15 protein-coding genes are annotated in these 17,229 nt (G+C 47.8%); 6 read left to right on the top strand and 9 right to left on the bottom strand.

What is annotated here, in order from left to right:
• The first annotated feature begins 10 nt into the window (after positions 1 to 10).
• Positions 11 to 1,336 (top strand): NAD(P)/FAD-dependent oxidoreductase, encoded by a 1,326-nt coding sequence (locus AC2T0J_RS08685; RefSeq protein WP_489809736.1) that lies wholly within the window; start codon positions 11 to 13, stop codon positions 1,334 to 1,336.
• Positions 1,337 to 1,581: 245 nt separating this feature from the next.
• On the opposite strand, the gene AC2T0J_RS08680 is transcribed toward AC2T0J_RS08685, so the two are convergent.
• The 8 genes from AC2T0J_RS08680 to AC2T0J_RS08645 all read right to left on the bottom strand — a co-directional run bounded on the left by AC2T0J_RS08680 (position 1,582) and on the right by AC2T0J_RS08645 (position 9,158).
• Entirely contained in the window at positions 1,582 to 1,725 is a 144-nt protein-coding gene (locus tag AC2T0J_RS08680) for a hypothetical protein (RefSeq protein WP_489809735.1), read from the bottom strand.
• A gap of 204 nt (positions 1,726 to 1,929) precedes the next feature.
• On the bottom strand, positions 1,930 to 3,714 hold the full coding sequence (locus tag AC2T0J_RS08675; RefSeq protein ID WP_489809734.1) for an ABC transporter ATP-binding protein: 1,785 nt from the start codon (positions 3,712 to 3,714) through the stop codon (positions 1,930 to 1,932).
• 1 nt (position 3,715) lies between these two features.
• Complete coding sequence (locus tag AC2T0J_RS08670; protein WP_489809733.1) at positions 3,716 to 4,543, bottom strand: ABC transporter permease; 828 nt, start codon at positions 4,541 to 4,543, stop codon at positions 3,716 to 3,718.
• 2 nt (positions 4,544 to 4,545) lie between these two features.
• Complete coding sequence (locus tag AC2T0J_RS08665; RefSeq protein WP_489809732.1) at positions 4,546 to 5,502, bottom strand: ABC transporter permease; 957 nt, start codon at positions 5,500 to 5,502, stop codon at positions 4,546 to 4,548.
• Between the two features lie 19 nt (positions 5,503 to 5,521).
• Entirely contained in the window at positions 5,522 to 6,991 is a 1,470-nt protein-coding gene (locus AC2T0J_RS08660; RefSeq protein ID WP_489809731.1) for an ABC transporter substrate-binding protein, read from the bottom strand.
• Positions 6,988 to 7,158: a hypothetical protein gene (locus AC2T0J_RS08655; protein WP_489809730.1), complete on the bottom strand. Its 171-nt coding sequence runs from the start codon at positions 7,156 to 7,158 to the stop codon at positions 6,988 to 6,990. The genes AC2T0J_RS08660 and AC2T0J_RS08655 overlap by 4 nt, the downstream gene beginning before the upstream one ends.
• A 42-nt stretch (positions 7,159 to 7,200) precedes the next feature.
• Positions 7,201 to 8,478, bottom strand: a complete 1,278-nt coding sequence (locus AC2T0J_RS08650) for an NAD(P)/FAD-dependent oxidoreductase (protein WP_489809729.1) — start codon at positions 8,476 to 8,478, stop codon at positions 7,201 to 7,203.
• 8 nt (positions 8,479 to 8,486) lie between these two features.
• On the bottom strand, positions 8,487 to 9,158 hold the full coding sequence (locus AC2T0J_RS08645) for a haloacid dehalogenase type II (protein ID WP_489809728.1): 672 nt from the start codon (positions 9,156 to 9,158) through the stop codon (positions 8,487 to 8,489).
• Positions 9,159 to 9,709: 551 nt separating this feature from the next.
• On the opposite strand from AC2T0J_RS08645, the gene AC2T0J_RS08640 reads away from it, so the two are divergent.
• The 5 genes from AC2T0J_RS08640 to AC2T0J_RS08620 all read left to right on the top strand — a co-directional run bounded on the left by AC2T0J_RS08640 (position 9,710) and on the right by AC2T0J_RS08620 (position 15,806).
• Positions 9,710 to 11,086 carry an aminotransferase class III-fold pyridoxal phosphate-dependent enzyme gene (locus tag AC2T0J_RS08640; RefSeq protein WP_489809727.1) on the top strand — a complete coding sequence of 459 codons (1,377 nt, stop codon included), beginning with the start codon at positions 9,710 to 9,712 and terminating at the stop codon, positions 11,084 to 11,086.
• Positions 11,086 to 12,162 carry a tartrate dehydrogenase gene (locus AC2T0J_RS08635; protein WP_489809726.1) on the top strand — a complete coding sequence of 359 codons (1,077 nt, stop codon included), beginning with the start codon at positions 11,086 to 11,088 and terminating at the stop codon, positions 12,160 to 12,162. The genes AC2T0J_RS08640 and AC2T0J_RS08635 overlap by 1 nt, the downstream gene beginning before the upstream one ends.
• A complete protein-coding gene (locus tag AC2T0J_RS08630) occupies positions 12,162 to 13,649 on the top strand; it encodes an NAD-dependent succinate-semialdehyde dehydrogenase (RefSeq protein WP_489809725.1) in 1,488 nt (495 codons plus the stop codon). The genes AC2T0J_RS08635 and AC2T0J_RS08630 overlap by 1 nt, the downstream gene beginning before the upstream one ends.
• A 170-nt stretch (positions 13,650 to 13,819) precedes the next feature.
• Entirely contained in the window at positions 13,820 to 14,809 is a 990-nt protein-coding gene (locus AC2T0J_RS08625) for an ornithine cyclodeaminase family protein (protein ID WP_489809724.1), read from the top strand.
• 31 nt (positions 14,810 to 14,840) lie between these two features.
• Positions 14,841 to 15,806 (top strand): threonine/serine dehydratase family protein, encoded by a 966-nt coding sequence (locus AC2T0J_RS08620; RefSeq protein ID WP_489809723.1) that lies wholly within the window; start codon positions 14,841 to 14,843, stop codon positions 15,804 to 15,806.
• 605 nt (positions 15,807 to 16,411) lie between these two features.
• On the opposite strand, the gene AC2T0J_RS08615 is transcribed toward AC2T0J_RS08620, so the two are convergent.
• The gene (locus AC2T0J_RS08615; RefSeq protein ID WP_489809722.1) at positions 16,412 to 17,224 is read right to left on the bottom strand and encodes a hypothetical protein; all 813 of its coding nucleotides are present in this window, start codon (positions 17,222 to 17,224) and stop codon (positions 16,412 to 16,414) included.
• Positions 17,225 to 17,229 lie beyond the last annotated feature (5 nt).

Below are 17,229 nucleotides of genomic sequence, written 5' to 3'. Positions count from 1 at the left end.
TATTAAAAGAATGTCACCACAACTTAAAGAAATTCCCAGCAATGAAAAGCTCCCAGCCGATGCCGATGTAGTGGTTATTGGAGGTGGGATTATAGGGGCTGCTGCCACCTACTTTATGTCGAAACAAGGATATAAGGTCGCCTTAGTTGAAAAAGGCCTGGTCGGTTGCGAACAATCCAGTCGAAACTGGGGTTGGTGTCGACAGCAGAACCGTGACGAACGGGAATTACCAACGTCGGTATTATCTATGCGTCTGTGGGACGAAATGTCTAAAGATATTGGCTTTGATTTAGGTTTTCGCCGCTGCGGACTCCGTTATGCGACTGACGATCCAGAACAATTGGCACAATGGGATGCATGGCAGGATTTAGCCAAACAGTACGGTGTTGAAACAGTTATGCTCAATGCCAAAGAAGCCAATGCAATGATCCCGGCCCGTGGCCGTAACTGGATTGGTGGTGTACATTCAATTCATGACGGTAAGGGCGAACCCGCGATAGCCGCCCCAATGATTGCTGAAGGCGCGCGAGCCTTAGGGGCAACCATTCATCAGAACTGCGCAGCCAGAGGTCTGGATATTACCAATGGCAAAGTAGAAGGTGTTATCACCGAACACGGAACCATCAAAACCAATAAAGTCTTATGCGCTGCCGGCGCCTGGGCTTCAGCATTTTGTCGCCACCATGGCATTAGCTTTCCACAGTCGAGCGTACGCCAAACGGCGTTTCGTACCAAACCGATGGAGAATATTGGAGACGCTATCTATACAAATGGTGGAATAGCATTAACCCGCCGGCTGGACGGCAGCTACACCGCCGCAATCAGTGGCAGTGCCTTAGTGGAAATTACTCCTCAGGGGATTCGCTACGCTAAAAACTTTATGCCAATGTTCATTAAGCGCTTAAAGAACTTACAAATGAGTGTAGGAAGTTCGTTCTTCTCGGGGCCAGAAGCGTTAAACAGCTGGCGTAACGATGAAGTTTCCCCGTTCGAGAAGATTCGTATTCTTGATCCTGCCCCCGTGAAGAGCAACCTTAAGAGAACCATCGCCAATGTCCAGTCACTGTTTCCGGTCTTTGAAAAAATGGAAATTATGGAAAGCTGGGGCAGCTTTGTAGATTGCACACCGGATGCCATTCCGGTGATCTCTGAGATTGACAGTGTCGATGGTTTCTATCTCGCTGCGGGAACGTCCGCTCATGGTTTTGGTCTGGGTCCAGGTTTGGCACATCTTGCTGCCGATATGGTGCTGGGAAAACAAACTGAGATTGATACCACGCCTTATCGTTTGTCGCGACTTCTGGATGGCTCGAAAGTTAAGGTTGGCGCTATTTAGTAGCACTCACTGAAAGACATAACGATTCCTGCGTTTGTGGTCGGGTGCAAGGTGATTGCCCCGGCCACTTTTTATTGGCCACTAAACATCCTACTCTCGCTCGGGCATTTGACTTGTAAAGTGTATAATGCTTTGAACGAACTCCCCCGCTACCAATCGTTTACTATCGCTGTAAATAGAAATTGTCATCTGCTAGCCAGCAATACAGAGTATGAGTATTGTCCACACGGTTTGCAGTGGCGGGATTAGCAAATGCCACTTTTCTGGCTAATGCGGACATCATCAATTAAGCAGGCGGCCCCGCTGTCTGAAATGGTCTTTGCCACCAGCCCCTCAAGATAAGACTTGTTTTCACCAGACGCGATGGCCGGAGGTGTACAGACATCCATTGCTATAACTTACGTGAATCTTCTTTCATTAGGCTGAATACGGTGAAACACATGAGATCTGTACGATACATGACACTGAGTTATTATGGGGCGATTTGACAGAGAGGCAAGCACTCTCATCAAGCGACTACGGACAAAAGTTGCTCGATGTCGGGCGACCGTGATGTAACGGTCGCCCTGTGTAGTGATCACTATGCCAGCGATTTAGCGAGTAAGGGCCACTTCGTCATGGTGACAGAGCACGGTTTTACCTGACGATAACGTTCTGAATGGCGGTGGTTCAGCATTACATTTACCCTCAATGCTCACCGTACAGCGGTTTCTAAACCGACAAAGGGTATCATCGTTGGTAATCTTAACGCCTGAATCTTCCTGATTGCCCTTTCGGCTATCGAGCCATACCGGATCCAGGGTCGGCACACTGCGAACCAGTAAGTCGGTATAAGGGTGGTAGGGCGCACTGGCAAAAGACTGGCCCGAACCATGTTCGACTTTTTTGCCCTTATATAACACTACGACTTCATCACACAGACTTTTCACCGTCGAAATATCATGGCTGATAAATACAATGGCGACATTCAGCTTGGCTTGTAACTCACCCAATAAATCCAGTATTGCTGCAGCCACAACGGTATCCAGCGCCGAGGTCACTTCATCACATAAGATGACACTCGGTTCTGCCGCTAGCGCGCGGGCCAGGTTTATACGTTGCTTTTGACCCCCCGAAAGCGCTCCACATTTACGAGCGGCCAAATCGGTCGATAACTTAACCAGCTCCAATAACTCTGCTACCCTTTGCTTACGTGCATCGCCGGTTAAACCATGAAAAAAGGTCAGCGGTCGCCCGAGTATATCACCCACTTTATGAGCAGGGTTCAATGCCGTATCGGCATTTTGAAACACCATCTGAATATGTTGGCATTCCGTTTTAGTGCGATCACTAATGGCAGGTCGTAATTCAGCACCATTTAGCAACATACTGCCATTTGCAGCAGGTAGCAGGCCGGCGATTACTCTGGCAAATGTCGATTTACCTGAGCCGGACTCACCAATAATTCCCACCGTCTGACCACGGCGAATATTCATAGAAATATCCGACAAAATGGGGATTTGTGGTTTACCCGCTTTAGTAATTTTGCCATAGCCAGCTTCGATGTCGCTGATTTGCAAAACTATTTCACTGTCCTGCTTATTCTGCACCAGATCACTGTCTTGTACAGCACTCAACAGCTCGCGGGTATACGGATGTTCTGCATGATTTAGAATGGCGTCGGTGGAATTATTTTCCATTTCCTTACCACCCTGTAATACCAGGATCCGATCCGCCATTTGCGCGACAACAGCCAGATCATGAGACACATAGACCGCTGTTGTATTCAACGCATTGACAGCCGCTTTGAACGCCTTAAGCACATCTACCTGGGTGGTCACATCAAGCGCGGTGGTCGGTTCGTCAAATATCACCAGTTCCGGGTCGCAAATCAATGCCATCGCAGCCATAAGTCGTTGTAGCTGTCCGCCCGATACTTCATGGGGGTAACGCCGACCAATCGTCTCCGGGGAAGGCAGCGAAAGCTGTTTAAATAAATCAACCGCTTTAGCCTCGGCTTCACTGCGTGACATAACACTGTGCATTAATGCGCTTTCAACCACTTGTTCCATAATCCGACGCGAAGGATTAAACGCCGCCGCAGCACTTTGCGCAACATAGGCTACTTTTTGCCCTCGCACCTTGGCCAACTGGGCGTCACTTAAAGCAGCCATATTGTCACCACCGACGTTAATCACACCTCCGGTGATTCGACAACCGGGCCTGGCATACCCCAACAATGACAGTGCAATAGTGGTTTTTCCAGAACCTGACTCACCAATCAGCGCTAACACCTCACCGCGTTGCAAGGAAAAGCTGACATCATGGACAATGGTTTTGGCCTGATCGACCGGACCGGCTTCTACCCGTAATTTTTCGACATTAACATGTGCAGTCATACTACTTACCTCCGGCTGCATACGTGGCGCTTCCACGCAAACTGTCAATTAACAGGTTGACCGCAATGGTAATGGTGGCAATCGCAAAAGCAGGTACAAGTACTGCTGGTGCGCCTTCTGCCAAACCTGAAATATTCTCTCTTACCAGGGATCCCAAGTCAGCGTTAGGAGGCTGGACACCCAATCCCAGGAAGCTCAGGCTGCTTAACAACAATACGATAAATACAAAGCGTAAACCGAAATCAGCCAGCATAGGATGCAAAATATTGGGCAGAATTTCCTTAACGGCCAGATAGAACCGGCTTTCACCGCGTGTTCTGGCTACGGTTACAAAGTCCATATTTGCCACATTCACAGCTAATGAGCGGGCAATCCGAAACGAGCCAGGCATATAGCTAATCGCAGTAATCGCCAGCAGTATTGGCACAGATGAACCAAAGGCTGCAATCATAACCAATGAGAATATTTTGCTTGGAATAGAGATTAACGCATCCATAAAGCGAGAAATTATTTCATCGGTACGCTTATTACTCACCGCTGAAATTAATGCAATGAGTGTTCCCGTAGAGCACGCCAAAGCGGCCGCAATAAGCGGGATGAATATGGTGTAGCGAGTACCATCTAGTAAACGGCTAAATACATCGCGACCTATGTAATCTGTGCCTAAAATATACTCACCGCCAATACCTTCAAATACATCATAGGCTACAATTTCACTGGCCGTGTGGGGTGCTAACCATGGGCCAAGAATGGCAACAAATACCCAAAACACTACTAGCAACGTGCCAAACTTGCCCGACAAAGGCATAGATTTAAATGCAGACATCATAATTAGCCTCCGGTTCGCAATTTAGGGTTAGCAACGATAGCAGCAATGTCCGCAATCAATACTAATGTGAGATAGCCGACACAGAACAACATGGCACAAGCCTGCAACAAGGGCATGTCCCGATTGGTCACTGCATCCACCATGAGACTGGCAACGCCGGGATAGTTAAAGATCACTTCAACAATGACTACGCCACCTAACAAATAGGACAAACTCAACGCAATCGCATTAACAATCGGACCGACCGCATTAGGCAGTGCATGGCGAAGCACAGCCCGTGACAACTTGGAGCCTTTAAGTAAGGCCATTTCCACATAGGGCTGAGACAATTGTTCAAGCACTGCGGCACGGGTCATCCTTGCCATTTGCGCACTGAGTACAATACAAAGGGTGGCAACAGGCATAGCAAAGGCGCGGAAATAATCATAAGGCCCGGCATCTGCAGGAATGTAGGAAAGCGATGGCAACCAGTTCAGCTCAACGGCAAAGATCAGCACAAATATCGTCGCCAACAGAAACTCCGGCACTGCAACCATAGACAGCGTAAAGATATTCATTGCTTTATCGATACGACTGCCACTGTACATCGCTGCGACAATCCCTAATGTCATCGCAAATGGCACGGCTAATATTGTTGTAAAACCGGCTAGCATTAATGATTTGGATAAGCGCGAACTAATGAGTTCTTCCACAGGTCTTGCGTTTGCCAGCGACTTGCCGGCATCGCCGGTAACCAGCCCCCCCAGCCATTTTGCATAGCGGGTTAAAGGCGGATCATTCAACCCATAAGCTTCTCGCAGCTCTGCAACCGCTTCAGGGGTAGCGCTTTGTCCCAGCATTTCTTGTGCTGCATCACCTGGCAACAGGTTCGCGATAAAAAATACCACTGCCGATACTATCAGCAGTGTAATAATAGATAAGCCAATTCGCTTTATAATAAGCTGGAAGATGACCTTCATTGCATGCTCCTTAAAACAATCAGGCGTCCAGCCATACGTATTCGGCAAAGGTATAGCCCATCAGGCCACCATTAGGAATGGGGAAGGCACCTTTGATTTTGTTGCTATATCCATCGATAAGGTTCATAAATACCGGAATTCCTACGCCACAATGGTCGCTGATCAACTCCTGCATATCCCAGTACATTTGCTTCCGTTTTGCTTCATCACCTTCACCTCGTGCCGCAATCAAAAGCTGATCGAACTGAGGGTTATGCCAGCCTGACTCATTCCACGGTGCATCGGACTTAAAGAACAAACTGAACAGTTCATCGAGGCTAACCCGCGGGTTGATATTGCCGTAGCCCAGAGGATGCTTCATCCAGTGATTTGACCAGTAGCCATCGGCAGGTACCCGGTTTATCCCAAAATGCATGCCGGCTTCAATGCCTGATAGCTGTAACAACGCCGCCATGTCAACCGAACCATTTGCCGCAGGTGATGCGAAAACGGGTACGCGCACACCCGTTAAGCCGCCTTTTTTAAGATGATACTTGGCCCGATCTATGTCATAGGGACGCTGTGGTAATTCATGATTGAAATACTTATGACTCGGTGCTACCGGGTGATCATTTGCGACGGTCGCATACCCTCTGAACAGCGCACGTTTTATCAACTCTCGATTGGTCATATACTTCACAGCGAGCACAAAATCCGGATTATTCGTTGGATAAGTATCCTGTCGCATAACCAGATTCGTATACAAACTGGACTCGGTTTGCATAATGTTACACGTACCGGAATTACGCACCCGTTTGGTAGAACGAGGATCAATAGCCAGGGTCATCTGAATATCACCCGACAACAAGGCGTTGACGCGTGAAGACTCATCAGTAATCCCCACCAACTCAATTTCATCGAGGTAGGGTTTGCCGGGTTTAAAGAAATTAGGGTTTCTCTGCACAATAGTGCGTACCCCCGCAGAAAACTCGCTTAGCTGATACGGACCGGTACCGTTCGCGTGTTGCGAGAAGTCCGTTGTTCCGTCTTCAACAATACAAAATTGTGGCGACGCGAGTAAGATAGGTAAGTCGGCGTTAGGAGATTGTAAAGTAATACGAAAACTTAATGGCCCTGTTTCAACGACTTCTGCAAACTGTGCTGCAATAGGGGCTACCCGCGATGTGACCGCCGGGTCTTTATGACGAAGTAATGAGTAGATAGCATCTTTGGCGGTTAAACTCTTGCCGTTGTGAAACGTTACCCCACTGCGCAACGTGATATGCCAGGTTTGTTGATCGTCTGAATGAAAGGTCTCAGCTAAGGCTAAATCAGCCCCCAATTCACGATTAAACTGGGTCAGGCCACTATATATCATGTAGATACGGGTGTAATCCGTACTCATAGATGCCCTGGCGGGATCCAACGTATCTTTGGTCGACATCGAATTGCCGGCAACCCTTATTCGGCCGCCATATTTAGGTTTTTCTACCGGTTTTTCATTGGTCATTTGTGCCAGTACATGTGCTGGCAGCGCCAGTCCGCTGGCGGCGCCAGTCCGCTGGCGGCGCTTACCAATCCGGCTGCACCCAATGATTTGAGCAACGCTCTGCGCGAGCCGGAGCACTGCCCCGTCATCTGCGCGATAGCAGCGTCGTCTAAATACTTCTTTTTCATGGTCTTCCCCTATAAATTACGGTTCAGGCGTACGAGTTACGTTTAGTGCAACATATCCTGCACTTTGTAATACATGCCAACGAAAGGTAAAAACCAGGGTTTACCAAAGTGAAATGGTACTGCTGGCCAGCGCGTCGTAACCCAAGGGCAGTTCGTTGGCTTACCATCTATGATATCTGCCATAACCTCACCCATATGAATTGCCATCTGTACGCCATGCCCACTGTAGCCCATGGCGTAAAACATCCCCTGGTGTTCACCCACTTTGGGCAGACGATCCGCACTCATGTCTACGGTGCCACCCCAACAGTAATCAATGTTGGTACTGGCAAGCTGGGGGAACATATCGTCCAGCGCCTGACGCAATATTTCACCGCTTTTAGCGTCCGAACGGGAATTCGATACCGCAAATTTGGCCCGCCCGCCAAACAATAATCGGCGATCAGCGGTTAACCGAAAATAATTACCAATGTTCTTACTGGTAACATAAGAGCGATTACCGGGGAACAATGAATGACACAGCGCTTCGCTAAGCGGTTCGGTGGTTACGGCAAAACTACCCACTGGTACAATGCGTCTGCGGAACCAGCTAAAAGGGCCCGGACCACTGCCACCCGTTGCAATTAAAATTGCCTTAGCTTCAATGGTTTGTTTTGGTGTACTTACTTTCCAGCGCTGTTCACCCAGCTTATCAATCTTGATCACCGGCTGATGTTCAAATATCGCAACGTTATTTTCCAGACAGCTTTTTGCCAGACCGTACACCATTTTACCCACATGCAACTGGGCACCGTTCGGACTGAGTAAGCCACCATAGAACTGGTCTGACTTAATCTCCCGTTGCAATTGTTCGGCATCAAGTAACGTTGCCTGCGGGTCGACAACTTTACTGATTGCTTCATGGGTACGTGCCAGTTTGTCAAAATGCTCCGGCTTAGCCGCCAGTTTGATTTTACCGGCACGGCGAAAGTCACAATCGATATTCTCGCTGGTAATGATTCGCTCTACCGAATCAACTGCCTGGTTATAGAATTGATAAAAAGACTGCGCCTTTTCTTCACCATAAGCGGCAACCAAACCGGCATAATCCTGGGCAGTGCCATTATTGCATTGCCCGCCGTTGCGACCTGAGGCTTCACCGCCAACGACGCCGGCTTCACAGAGTGCCACACTGGCCCCCCGTTTAGATAAAGCCAGCGCAGAGGATAACCCGGTGTAGCCACCACCAACCACCAGTACATCGACAGGCTGCTCAGGCAATGCCGATTCGGTTGTGCTTATAATCGGGGCTGTATCCAGCCAAAAAGACGCGCTTTTCATTTAAATCCTTACTCCAGCCCGACGACGCCTGGAAGACCGCTGATATCTTTAATTTCAGTGTATCCATAGAAAGGATTCGCTGGCTCGTGGCCGCGGTTAACCCACACTTTATTCTTAATACCAATATCATGTGCCGACATCAGGTCATATCGGAAACTTGAGGAGACGTGCAGAATGTCTTCAGGATTACAGCCCAGGTTGTCCAGCATGTACTCAAATGCTTGCAGACGAGGCTTGTAAGCCTGCGCCTGCTCAGCCGTATACACGTGAGCGAAAGGCGCTTCCAGATTGGCCACATTAGAATGAATTTGTTCATTCATAGCATTAGACAAAATAACCAGAGGGATCTCTGCGGCCACTTTCTTAAGCGGTTCAACCACATCCGGATGAGGTCCCCAGGTTGGTACCGCATTGTAGATAGTAATGCTATCTTCATCACGGTATTCAATGTTCCAACGCTTACATAAACGGGTCACCGCATTACGAACAACTTCCTGATAAGGTTTCCAGGCACCGAGTACTTCGTCCAGCCGGTAAGCCGAGAAATCCTTCACGAACTGAGGCATTTGCGCCTCAGTAATTCGGTCAGCAAATAGTTTTTGCGCGATCGGCGCCATTTCAAAATAAATCAGGGTGCCGTAGCAGTCGAAGCTAATATACTTGGGCTTAAATACACTCATTGTTCTTTCCAGCTAAAGTTATTGTCTCAATTTAAAATTTTGACTTGCATCGTAATACTTAGAGTATTGCAGTTCATTGTTATTACACCACGCAGTGACACTTATTAAATGCCAAATTAAATCTACCGTGTGCAATGTGACTTCTGTTTTAAGTAATCAATCAGCAGACTATGCTGCTAGTTAAACACGATTGAAAGTTAGTTACGCTTTGCTAAACAGGCCAGACGGAGACGCTTGCTAACGCCTTTACCCGGCATGAGCGTAACCGCAGCGACTCCGGCAATAACATTTCAACTTGTGCTTATCAGATTCGTATTTATCTTCGCCTAAACCTCGCAGCAGATATTGCTGAGAAGTGTGGAAAAACAAAATTTAGCCGCTTTTCTTTTGACCGTATCAACAAATCCTAAACGAAAATGCCCGTTACCATTGATGTTAGAAATCGTACCTGTCTGCTAGCGGGTACTTATCCTCTGACTACGTACTTAACAGTTGATTGTTTATGGTTAACAGCACTCTGCTCTTTCGTACTATTGATATGGAATATAATCATGCAAACGCCTGCTTTGACAGAATCGGACAGTAAATACCTCGTCCATCCAGTATCTAACTTTCGCGATCATCAGGAAAAAGGCGTCAAGATACTGACTTCCGGCAATGGTGCCTGGCTAAAGGCCGCTGACGGTGAATCGTACTTAGATGCGTTTGCCGGGTTATGGTGCGTTAATATAGGTTATGGCCAACAACGTGTTGTTGATGCAGCGGTCACACAAATGACAACGCTACCGTATGCGACGGGTTATTTCGGATTTGGTAGTGAACCCGCTATCGTTTTAGCTGAAAAGTTAGTGTCAATGACGCCAGAGTCATTACAACATGTGTATTTCTCTCTGGGTGGTTCAGATGCTGTTGACGCTGCCATTCGCTATATTACGCATTATTACAATGCTATTGGTAAACCTTCCAAAAAGCATATAATTTCGTTACAACGTGGATACCATGGCTCCTCATCAACCGGTGCGGGTATTACCGGTTTGCCGGCATTCCATGCCAACTTCGATGTACCAACACCACTTCAGCATCATATCAGCTGTCCGTACCTGTACCGCAGTGAATACAAAACTGGTGAAGAGCTGATCGCCGCCTCGGTAAAAGAGCTGGAAGATAAAGTCGCAGAAATCGGTGTTGACAATGTGGCCGCATTTTTCTGTGAGCCGGTTGTTGGTTCCGGCGGCGTAATCGTGCCGCCTAAGGGCTGGCTGAAGGCCATTGCTGATACCTGTAAACGTCTTGGCATTTTATTACTCGTTGACGAAGTGATTACCGGCTTCGGCCGGACCGGTAAAATGTTTGCCTGCGAACATGAAGGTATTCAGCCCGATTTGATGACGATTGCCAAAGGACTGACAGCGGGTTATGCCCCCATGGGTGCCTTACTCATGTCAGACGAAATCTTCAGCGGCATTGCCGATGGCCCGCACAAAGCCGCGACGGTTGGACACGGTCAGACCTATTCTGCACACCCTGTCAGCGCCGCTGTTGCCCTGGAAGTCATTAAAATATACGAAGAAGGCATGCTAGCACACGCGCAGTCAGTTGAGCCTTATTTCGCCGCAAAACTACAAGCCTGTATGGACCACCCGCTAGTCGGTGATGCCCGCAGCATTGGCTTATTAGGTGCAATTGAACTGGTAGCCGATAAAGCCACTAAACGCCAGTTTAATCCTGCACTCAAACTAAATGAAACGATCGCTGATATTGCCTGGAAACATAAACTGATTTTCCGCGCCTTCGGCGACAATATCCTGGGCTTTGCCCCCGCACTTTGCTATACGGAGTCAGACTTCGACACCTTGTTTGAACGCTTACAACTGACCTTGGATGAAGTGCTTAACTTAGACGTAGTAAAACAGGAGATGCAGGGCTAGTGAATACATATAATGTAGCCGTTATCGCCGGAGACGGCATTGGCAAAGAAGTCATGCCGGAAGGATTAAAGGTCGTTCAGGCCGCCGCCGAGAAATATGGTTTAGCCATTAATTTCCATCACTTCGACTGGGGTGGCTGCGATTATTATCTCAAGCACGAGCGCATGATGCCAGAAAACTGGAAAGACATCGTTGGTGGGATGGACGCTATCTATTTCGGCGCGGTTGGCTGGCCGGATACCGTACCTGATCATGTCTCACTCTGGGGGTCTATACTGACCTTCCGCCGCGAATTTGACCAGTATATTAATATGCGTCCGGTACGCACATTTGAAGGCGTAAAATGTGCCCTTTCCACCCCCAAAGCAGACGAAATTGATTTTATTGTGGTGCGCGAGAACACTGAAGGTGAATACTCTTCAATTGGTGGCATCATGTACGAAGGCACTGAACGAGAAATCGTTCTACAACAGTCTGTATTTAGTCGTCATGGTTCCGACCGCGTTTTAAAATATGCCTTTGAAACAGCCATGCGTCGTGAGGCTAAAAATCTCACTGTTGCAACCAAAAGTAACGGAATGGCCATTAGCATGCCATGGTGGGATTCTCGTGCAGACGCAATTTCAGAAGATTATCCCGAGATCAGCTGGACCAAACAGCACATAGACATTCTGTCTGCTCGCTTTGTCATGAATCCGGAACGTTTCGATGTCGTTGTCGCCACTAACCTCTTTGGTGATATTCTGTCGGATTTAGGGCCAGCATGCACCGGCACTATCGGTTTAGCGCCATCCGCTAACCTGAACCCAGAACGAAAGTTCCCTTCATTATTTGAGCCGGTTCACGGCTCAGCGCCGGATATTTACGGCAAAAACATTGCTAATCCGATAGGGATGATTTGGTCAGGCGCATTAATGCTTAAATTCCTGACTGAAGATGCAGGCGCAGGCTCCGAAGCCCACGATGCCATTGTCGCAGCCATAGAAAACGCCCTGAAAGGCGCAACCCTTACACCCGATCTGGGCGGCACAGCCAGCACACAAGATATGGGTGATGCAATTTTGGCGAATCTATAATGAGTAAAGATAATCAAGCCGATATCGTGTCAAAAATGAACGAACCAGCATTGTTTAATACCCGTAACTTCATTAACGGTAGCTGGAACAAAGCGGTATCTCAACAAACCTATGAAGTGATAAATCCAGCCACTGGCAATAGCGTTGCAAGTGTCGCAAACAGCGACGCAATCGACGCGGCAAATGCCGCTCGTTCAGCCAAGAAAGCATTTACCAGCTGGCAATTAACGACGCATCGCGAACGCGCTAACCTCCTTGAGAGATGGTACAACCTGATTCAAGAGCATACTGAAGACTTGGCTCTCATTATGACCACCGAACAAGGTAAGCCCCTGGCCGAAGCAAAAGGCGAAGTGGCTTACGGTGCCTCTTACATTAAGTGGTTTGCGCAACTGGCTATGCAACTGCGCGGCGATATTTTGCCAACCAGTATTTCAGGCCGCCAGCAGACAGTAGAAAAGCGCCCGGTTGGCGTAGTCGCAGTCATTACGCCATGGAACTTTCCGTTTGCCATGCTGGCGCGCAAAATATCACCGGCCATTGCTGCCGGTTGTACAGTCGTCGTTAAACCAGCAGAAGATACTCCCCTAACGGCATTAGCCATGGCGAAGCTTGCTGAAATGGCAGGCTTCCCGCCAGGTGTTATTAACGTTGTAGCAGCATCCCGCGAACAAACGTCAATAGCGGTAGATGCATGGCTGAAAGATCCCGAGGTCAAGAAAATCAGCTTTACCGGCTCAACGCCAGTAGGAAAATATTTAGCCCAGCGTTCAGCCAGTACGCTTAAAAAGCTGTCTCTGGAACTCGGTGGCAATGCACCATTTATCGTCTTTGATGATTGTGATATGGATGTTGCTATCAACGGCTTAATTGCGGCGAAGCTTCGTAATGGCGGACAAACCTGCGTGTGCCCTAACCGCATTTACGTTGCCGATGCGATTTATGATGAATTTGCCAGCCGACTGGTTGATCGGGTATCGAAGATAAATGTCGGAGATCCGTTAGCCTCTGACACGCAGATTGGTCCGATGATAAACCAAAAGGCTATCGACAAGATCAGCACTCACGTAAAGGATGCTGAGCAACATGGGGGCATTTTGCTGTGTGGCAACGCCACCCCACGTGACGGTTTTTTCTTCGAACCAGTAGTTATTGCTGAAGCCAACAATAATATGGCACTGTTTAGCGAAGAGACATTTGGCCCGGTGCTGCCACTGTTCAGGTTCAAGACTGAAGATGAAGTGATTGACGAGGCCAATAATACAGAATATGGCCTGGCTGCCTATTTCTTCACACAGGACCACAAGCGCATCCACCGCGTTAAGAGCCAATTACAAGCGGGGGTTATTGGCGTTAATGAAGGTGCTGTTGCCAGCGAAATAGGCCCGTTCGGTGGCGTAAAAGCGTCTGGCTATGGGCGTGAAGGTTCGCACTATGGTTTGGATGACTTCCTGCAGATGACCTACGTTTGTGAAGGAAACTTATAATAGCTCGTGTTGCCTTTTGCTAAAACGCCAGTGATGAAACTGGCGTTTTTGTAGACTCCCCAATATAAGTGGGTGTAACCGAAATAACATCATTCCCTCTATTTTTTAGAGAGCTATAGCGGCAGTGGTAACCAGAGCGTCTTTTTAACGACGGACAGGATAGACTGACTTTGAAAACACTTCTATTGAATAAAGAACAAGTTAGACAATTGATTTCACTCCCGGAAGTAATAGAGGCAGTGGAAAATGCATTTATGTCTTTCAGTGACAATAAGACCATTCAACCACCCTATGTCGGTATTCACCTGCCTGCGCCGCGTGGTGAAATCGATTTTAAAACAGGATATTGCGCCCCCGATGATATGATTTCACTAAAAGCCTCTTCAGGCGGGTTTACCCACAACCAGAGCGAGTTAGGCTTACCGCCCAATATGGGAACAATTGTGTTATTTGATGGCAAGAGTGGCGCGTTACTGTGTGTCATGGACGGTAGCCTGCTAACCGGCCTGCGTACCGGAGCATCAGGTGCAGTGTCAGTAAAGCACCTCGCCAGAAAAGATGCACAGACAGTCACATGCGTAGGTACCGGCATTCAGGCAAGAATGCAAATTCGCTCTATTGCACAAGTGATGACCATCAAAGAAATTTACGCCTGGAGCCGCAGAGCAGAGCAGCTGGCACAATTTAAAACCGATATTGAACAAGAACTGGGTATAACGGTGGTACTTGCTGACTCGAAACAGGCCGCTGTCGAACAAGCTGATATTCTTGTTACGACAACGCGCGGAACAGGCGATTTGGTTGCAGCGGACTGGGTCAAACCAGGTACCCATATCGTTGCTATAGGTACCGACCAAAAAGGCAAACAGGAGCTCGATCCAGCGGTGTTTCGAGGCGCAAAAGTCGTCACGGATTCAACCGCTCAATGCCTGGAGAAGGGCGAAACCAGCCATCCGATAAGTCAAAATATCATTACTGAATCAGACATTCATGCTGAGATAGGCGACATATTACTGGGCAGAAAGTCGGGCAGAGAAAACGATAGCGAAATTACTATTTTTGATTCCACCGGTATGGCAATTCAGGATAATACGGCAGCGACCAAGATATATCGTAATGCCATAGAAAAAAGCATCGGTGAGTTTTTTGCCTTTTCATAACGATTAACACCTTGTCAAAGAGATCTGAATTATGACCACTTTCCCAACCATCAATGACATCCGAGAAGCTCAACAACGGCTTAAAGGACTTATAAAAAGAACTCCTATTCTTCGTGCAGAGAAAGTGGAGAAAAAAGCGGGATGTAATGTCTTCCTCAAACCAGAGATGCTTCAGCTTACCGGCGCCTTTAAAATTCGTGGGGCCTTAAACAAATCCTTATCTCTGCCTTTCGAAGAGATTCAAAACGGCATTATTGCGACCTCTTCTGGTAATCACGCTCAGGGACTTGCTTATGCTGCAAGAATGCTAGGCGTCAAAGCGATTCTGGTACTACCGGTAACGTCACCAAAGATGAAAATCGAGAATACCAAAGCACTAGGCGCTGAAGTGATCCTGTTTGACGGTGACACAGCAGCCCGGTGGAAACACGTTCACGAAATCGCCAAAGAAAGACATTATGCTGTGGTACACGCCTTTGAAGATCCCATGGTAATGGCAGGGCAGGGAACAATAGGCTGCGAAATCCTGGAAGATTTAGCCAACGTCGATACGGTTATTATCCCAATGGGCGGTGGCGGCCTGATTTCGGGTATTTCTACCGCTATTAAAGAGATTAATCCGAACGTACGGGTGATTGGCGCCGAACCCGCGCTAACGCCCAAATACTATTATAGCCGTATCAATAAAGAACGAACTTCGTTACCACTCAAAGATACCATTGCCGATGGCTTACGAATTAGTGTACCTGGCCAGAACCCATTTCCCATTATCGAAAAGTATGTTGACGAAATTGTGTTAGTAGAAGATGAACATATTATCGAAGGTATGCGCGTGTTAGCGAAAGATGCCAAATTAATTGCTGAGCCCGCGGCGTCGATTGGTCTTGGCGCATTACTGGCAAAATCCATAGATGTACAGCCTGATGAGAATGTTTGTCTGGTACTCACTGGCGGCAATTGGGATCTGGAAGACTTAGCGAAAGCGTGGGCAAAATAAATCGTATGGCATTCGCGCTTCACTGATCTATTTAAACCGGTGTCTTGCGGGGGCGTCCCGCATTACACCTGGATGAGGTTCTACGCTATTGTCGCCCAACATACATTATCTCAGCCACAAGTTAGTCACCTTCTCAACCGTTCTCATTCGTCCATAAGCACACGTCCAGCAACGTTTAGGCGTTTTTCAGGCTCACTTACCATGTTCCTGAGCAGGTATGTGTAGCGGCATCGGTATTGAAACCTTTGTATGACTGGCACCTGCTCACATTAGACAGGTGTTCCAGCGCTGCGTTATCCGTGCATCATTTTTGCGTTCCCCCTCGTAGCACTCCTGGCAGTATGCAACGACACAATCGACCCTGACGGCTGCTTAAGCTGACTTACTTGTTACACAGCCACTTTCATTAAGCGTTCAACAGTTACGAGACGGCAACAACATGGCAATGCCAGTGAATAACGCGACATTCATTTATGATAATGGGTGACACACAAAGAGTGGTTTAAACAGTGGGCACGTTTCAGCGGATGAGAAACAACACGTTAGTACTTACATTAAGCGCCCCGGTAGCCGTTAGGCTTTCCGGGGCTGTCCTGAACAACTCATTAGAAGTAAGTTAACCAGGGTTTATTGCGTTTCTCGCGATGTTTGTAGTTGGCGAACCACTTAGTGGGTTTATACAGCAGAACAGGCACCAGAAGCGTCAGTGTCCACACCATGTAGATGGAATCAAAACCATAACGTGTGCCCTGGTTGTCACCAAATATCAGGTGCAGTACACCATATAAAATCAGTAACAGGTAAAGGTGTGCCAAGTAGACAAACATTGGCACCGAACCAAACACATTCAATGCTTTGGTCAGGCCGTTATCAAAGGATTCAAACAAGCGTAAAAGCAACAGGCCGGTTCCAATAGTTACCAGTACATAGTCAAGTGAAGGCGGGTATTTTGTATAATTGAAGAAATCCATAACCGTCAGCAACATAGTATCCTGCATCTGCCATTCGACGGTTTCGCCATACAGATTAAAGCCTCGCAACACGAGTAAACTGGCATAACAGGTTAACCCGAGGGTCACCAGTAATTTTTTACGGTTGTCGGCAGAGCGAGCGTGATGATAGATAGGTCCGGCAAAATAGCCCACCAGAATAACGCCTATCCACGGCAATACAGGGTAAGACACTTTAACCGGGAACAGTGCATCTTCTATGATGTAACCCCGATCGTGCAATATTGTCCACAGGGTGTATCCCCACTCAGACGGCTCAAAATGTATTGGTGAGAGTAAGTTATGGCCAATAACGATGGTAAAACCGATGAATCCAATCACCCCCGAATTCAGATAATAAGTGCACCACTCATGGTTAAAGGGTGACAGACGATCAACTGCCTGTTGGTGGTATTCTAAAGTCGCCAAACAAT

This window comes from Alteromonas sp. ISO5 (assembly GCF_058105165.1).
Note: the sequence above shows the minus strand (reverse complement) of the source record. Positions and strands in the feature narration are given on the sequence as shown.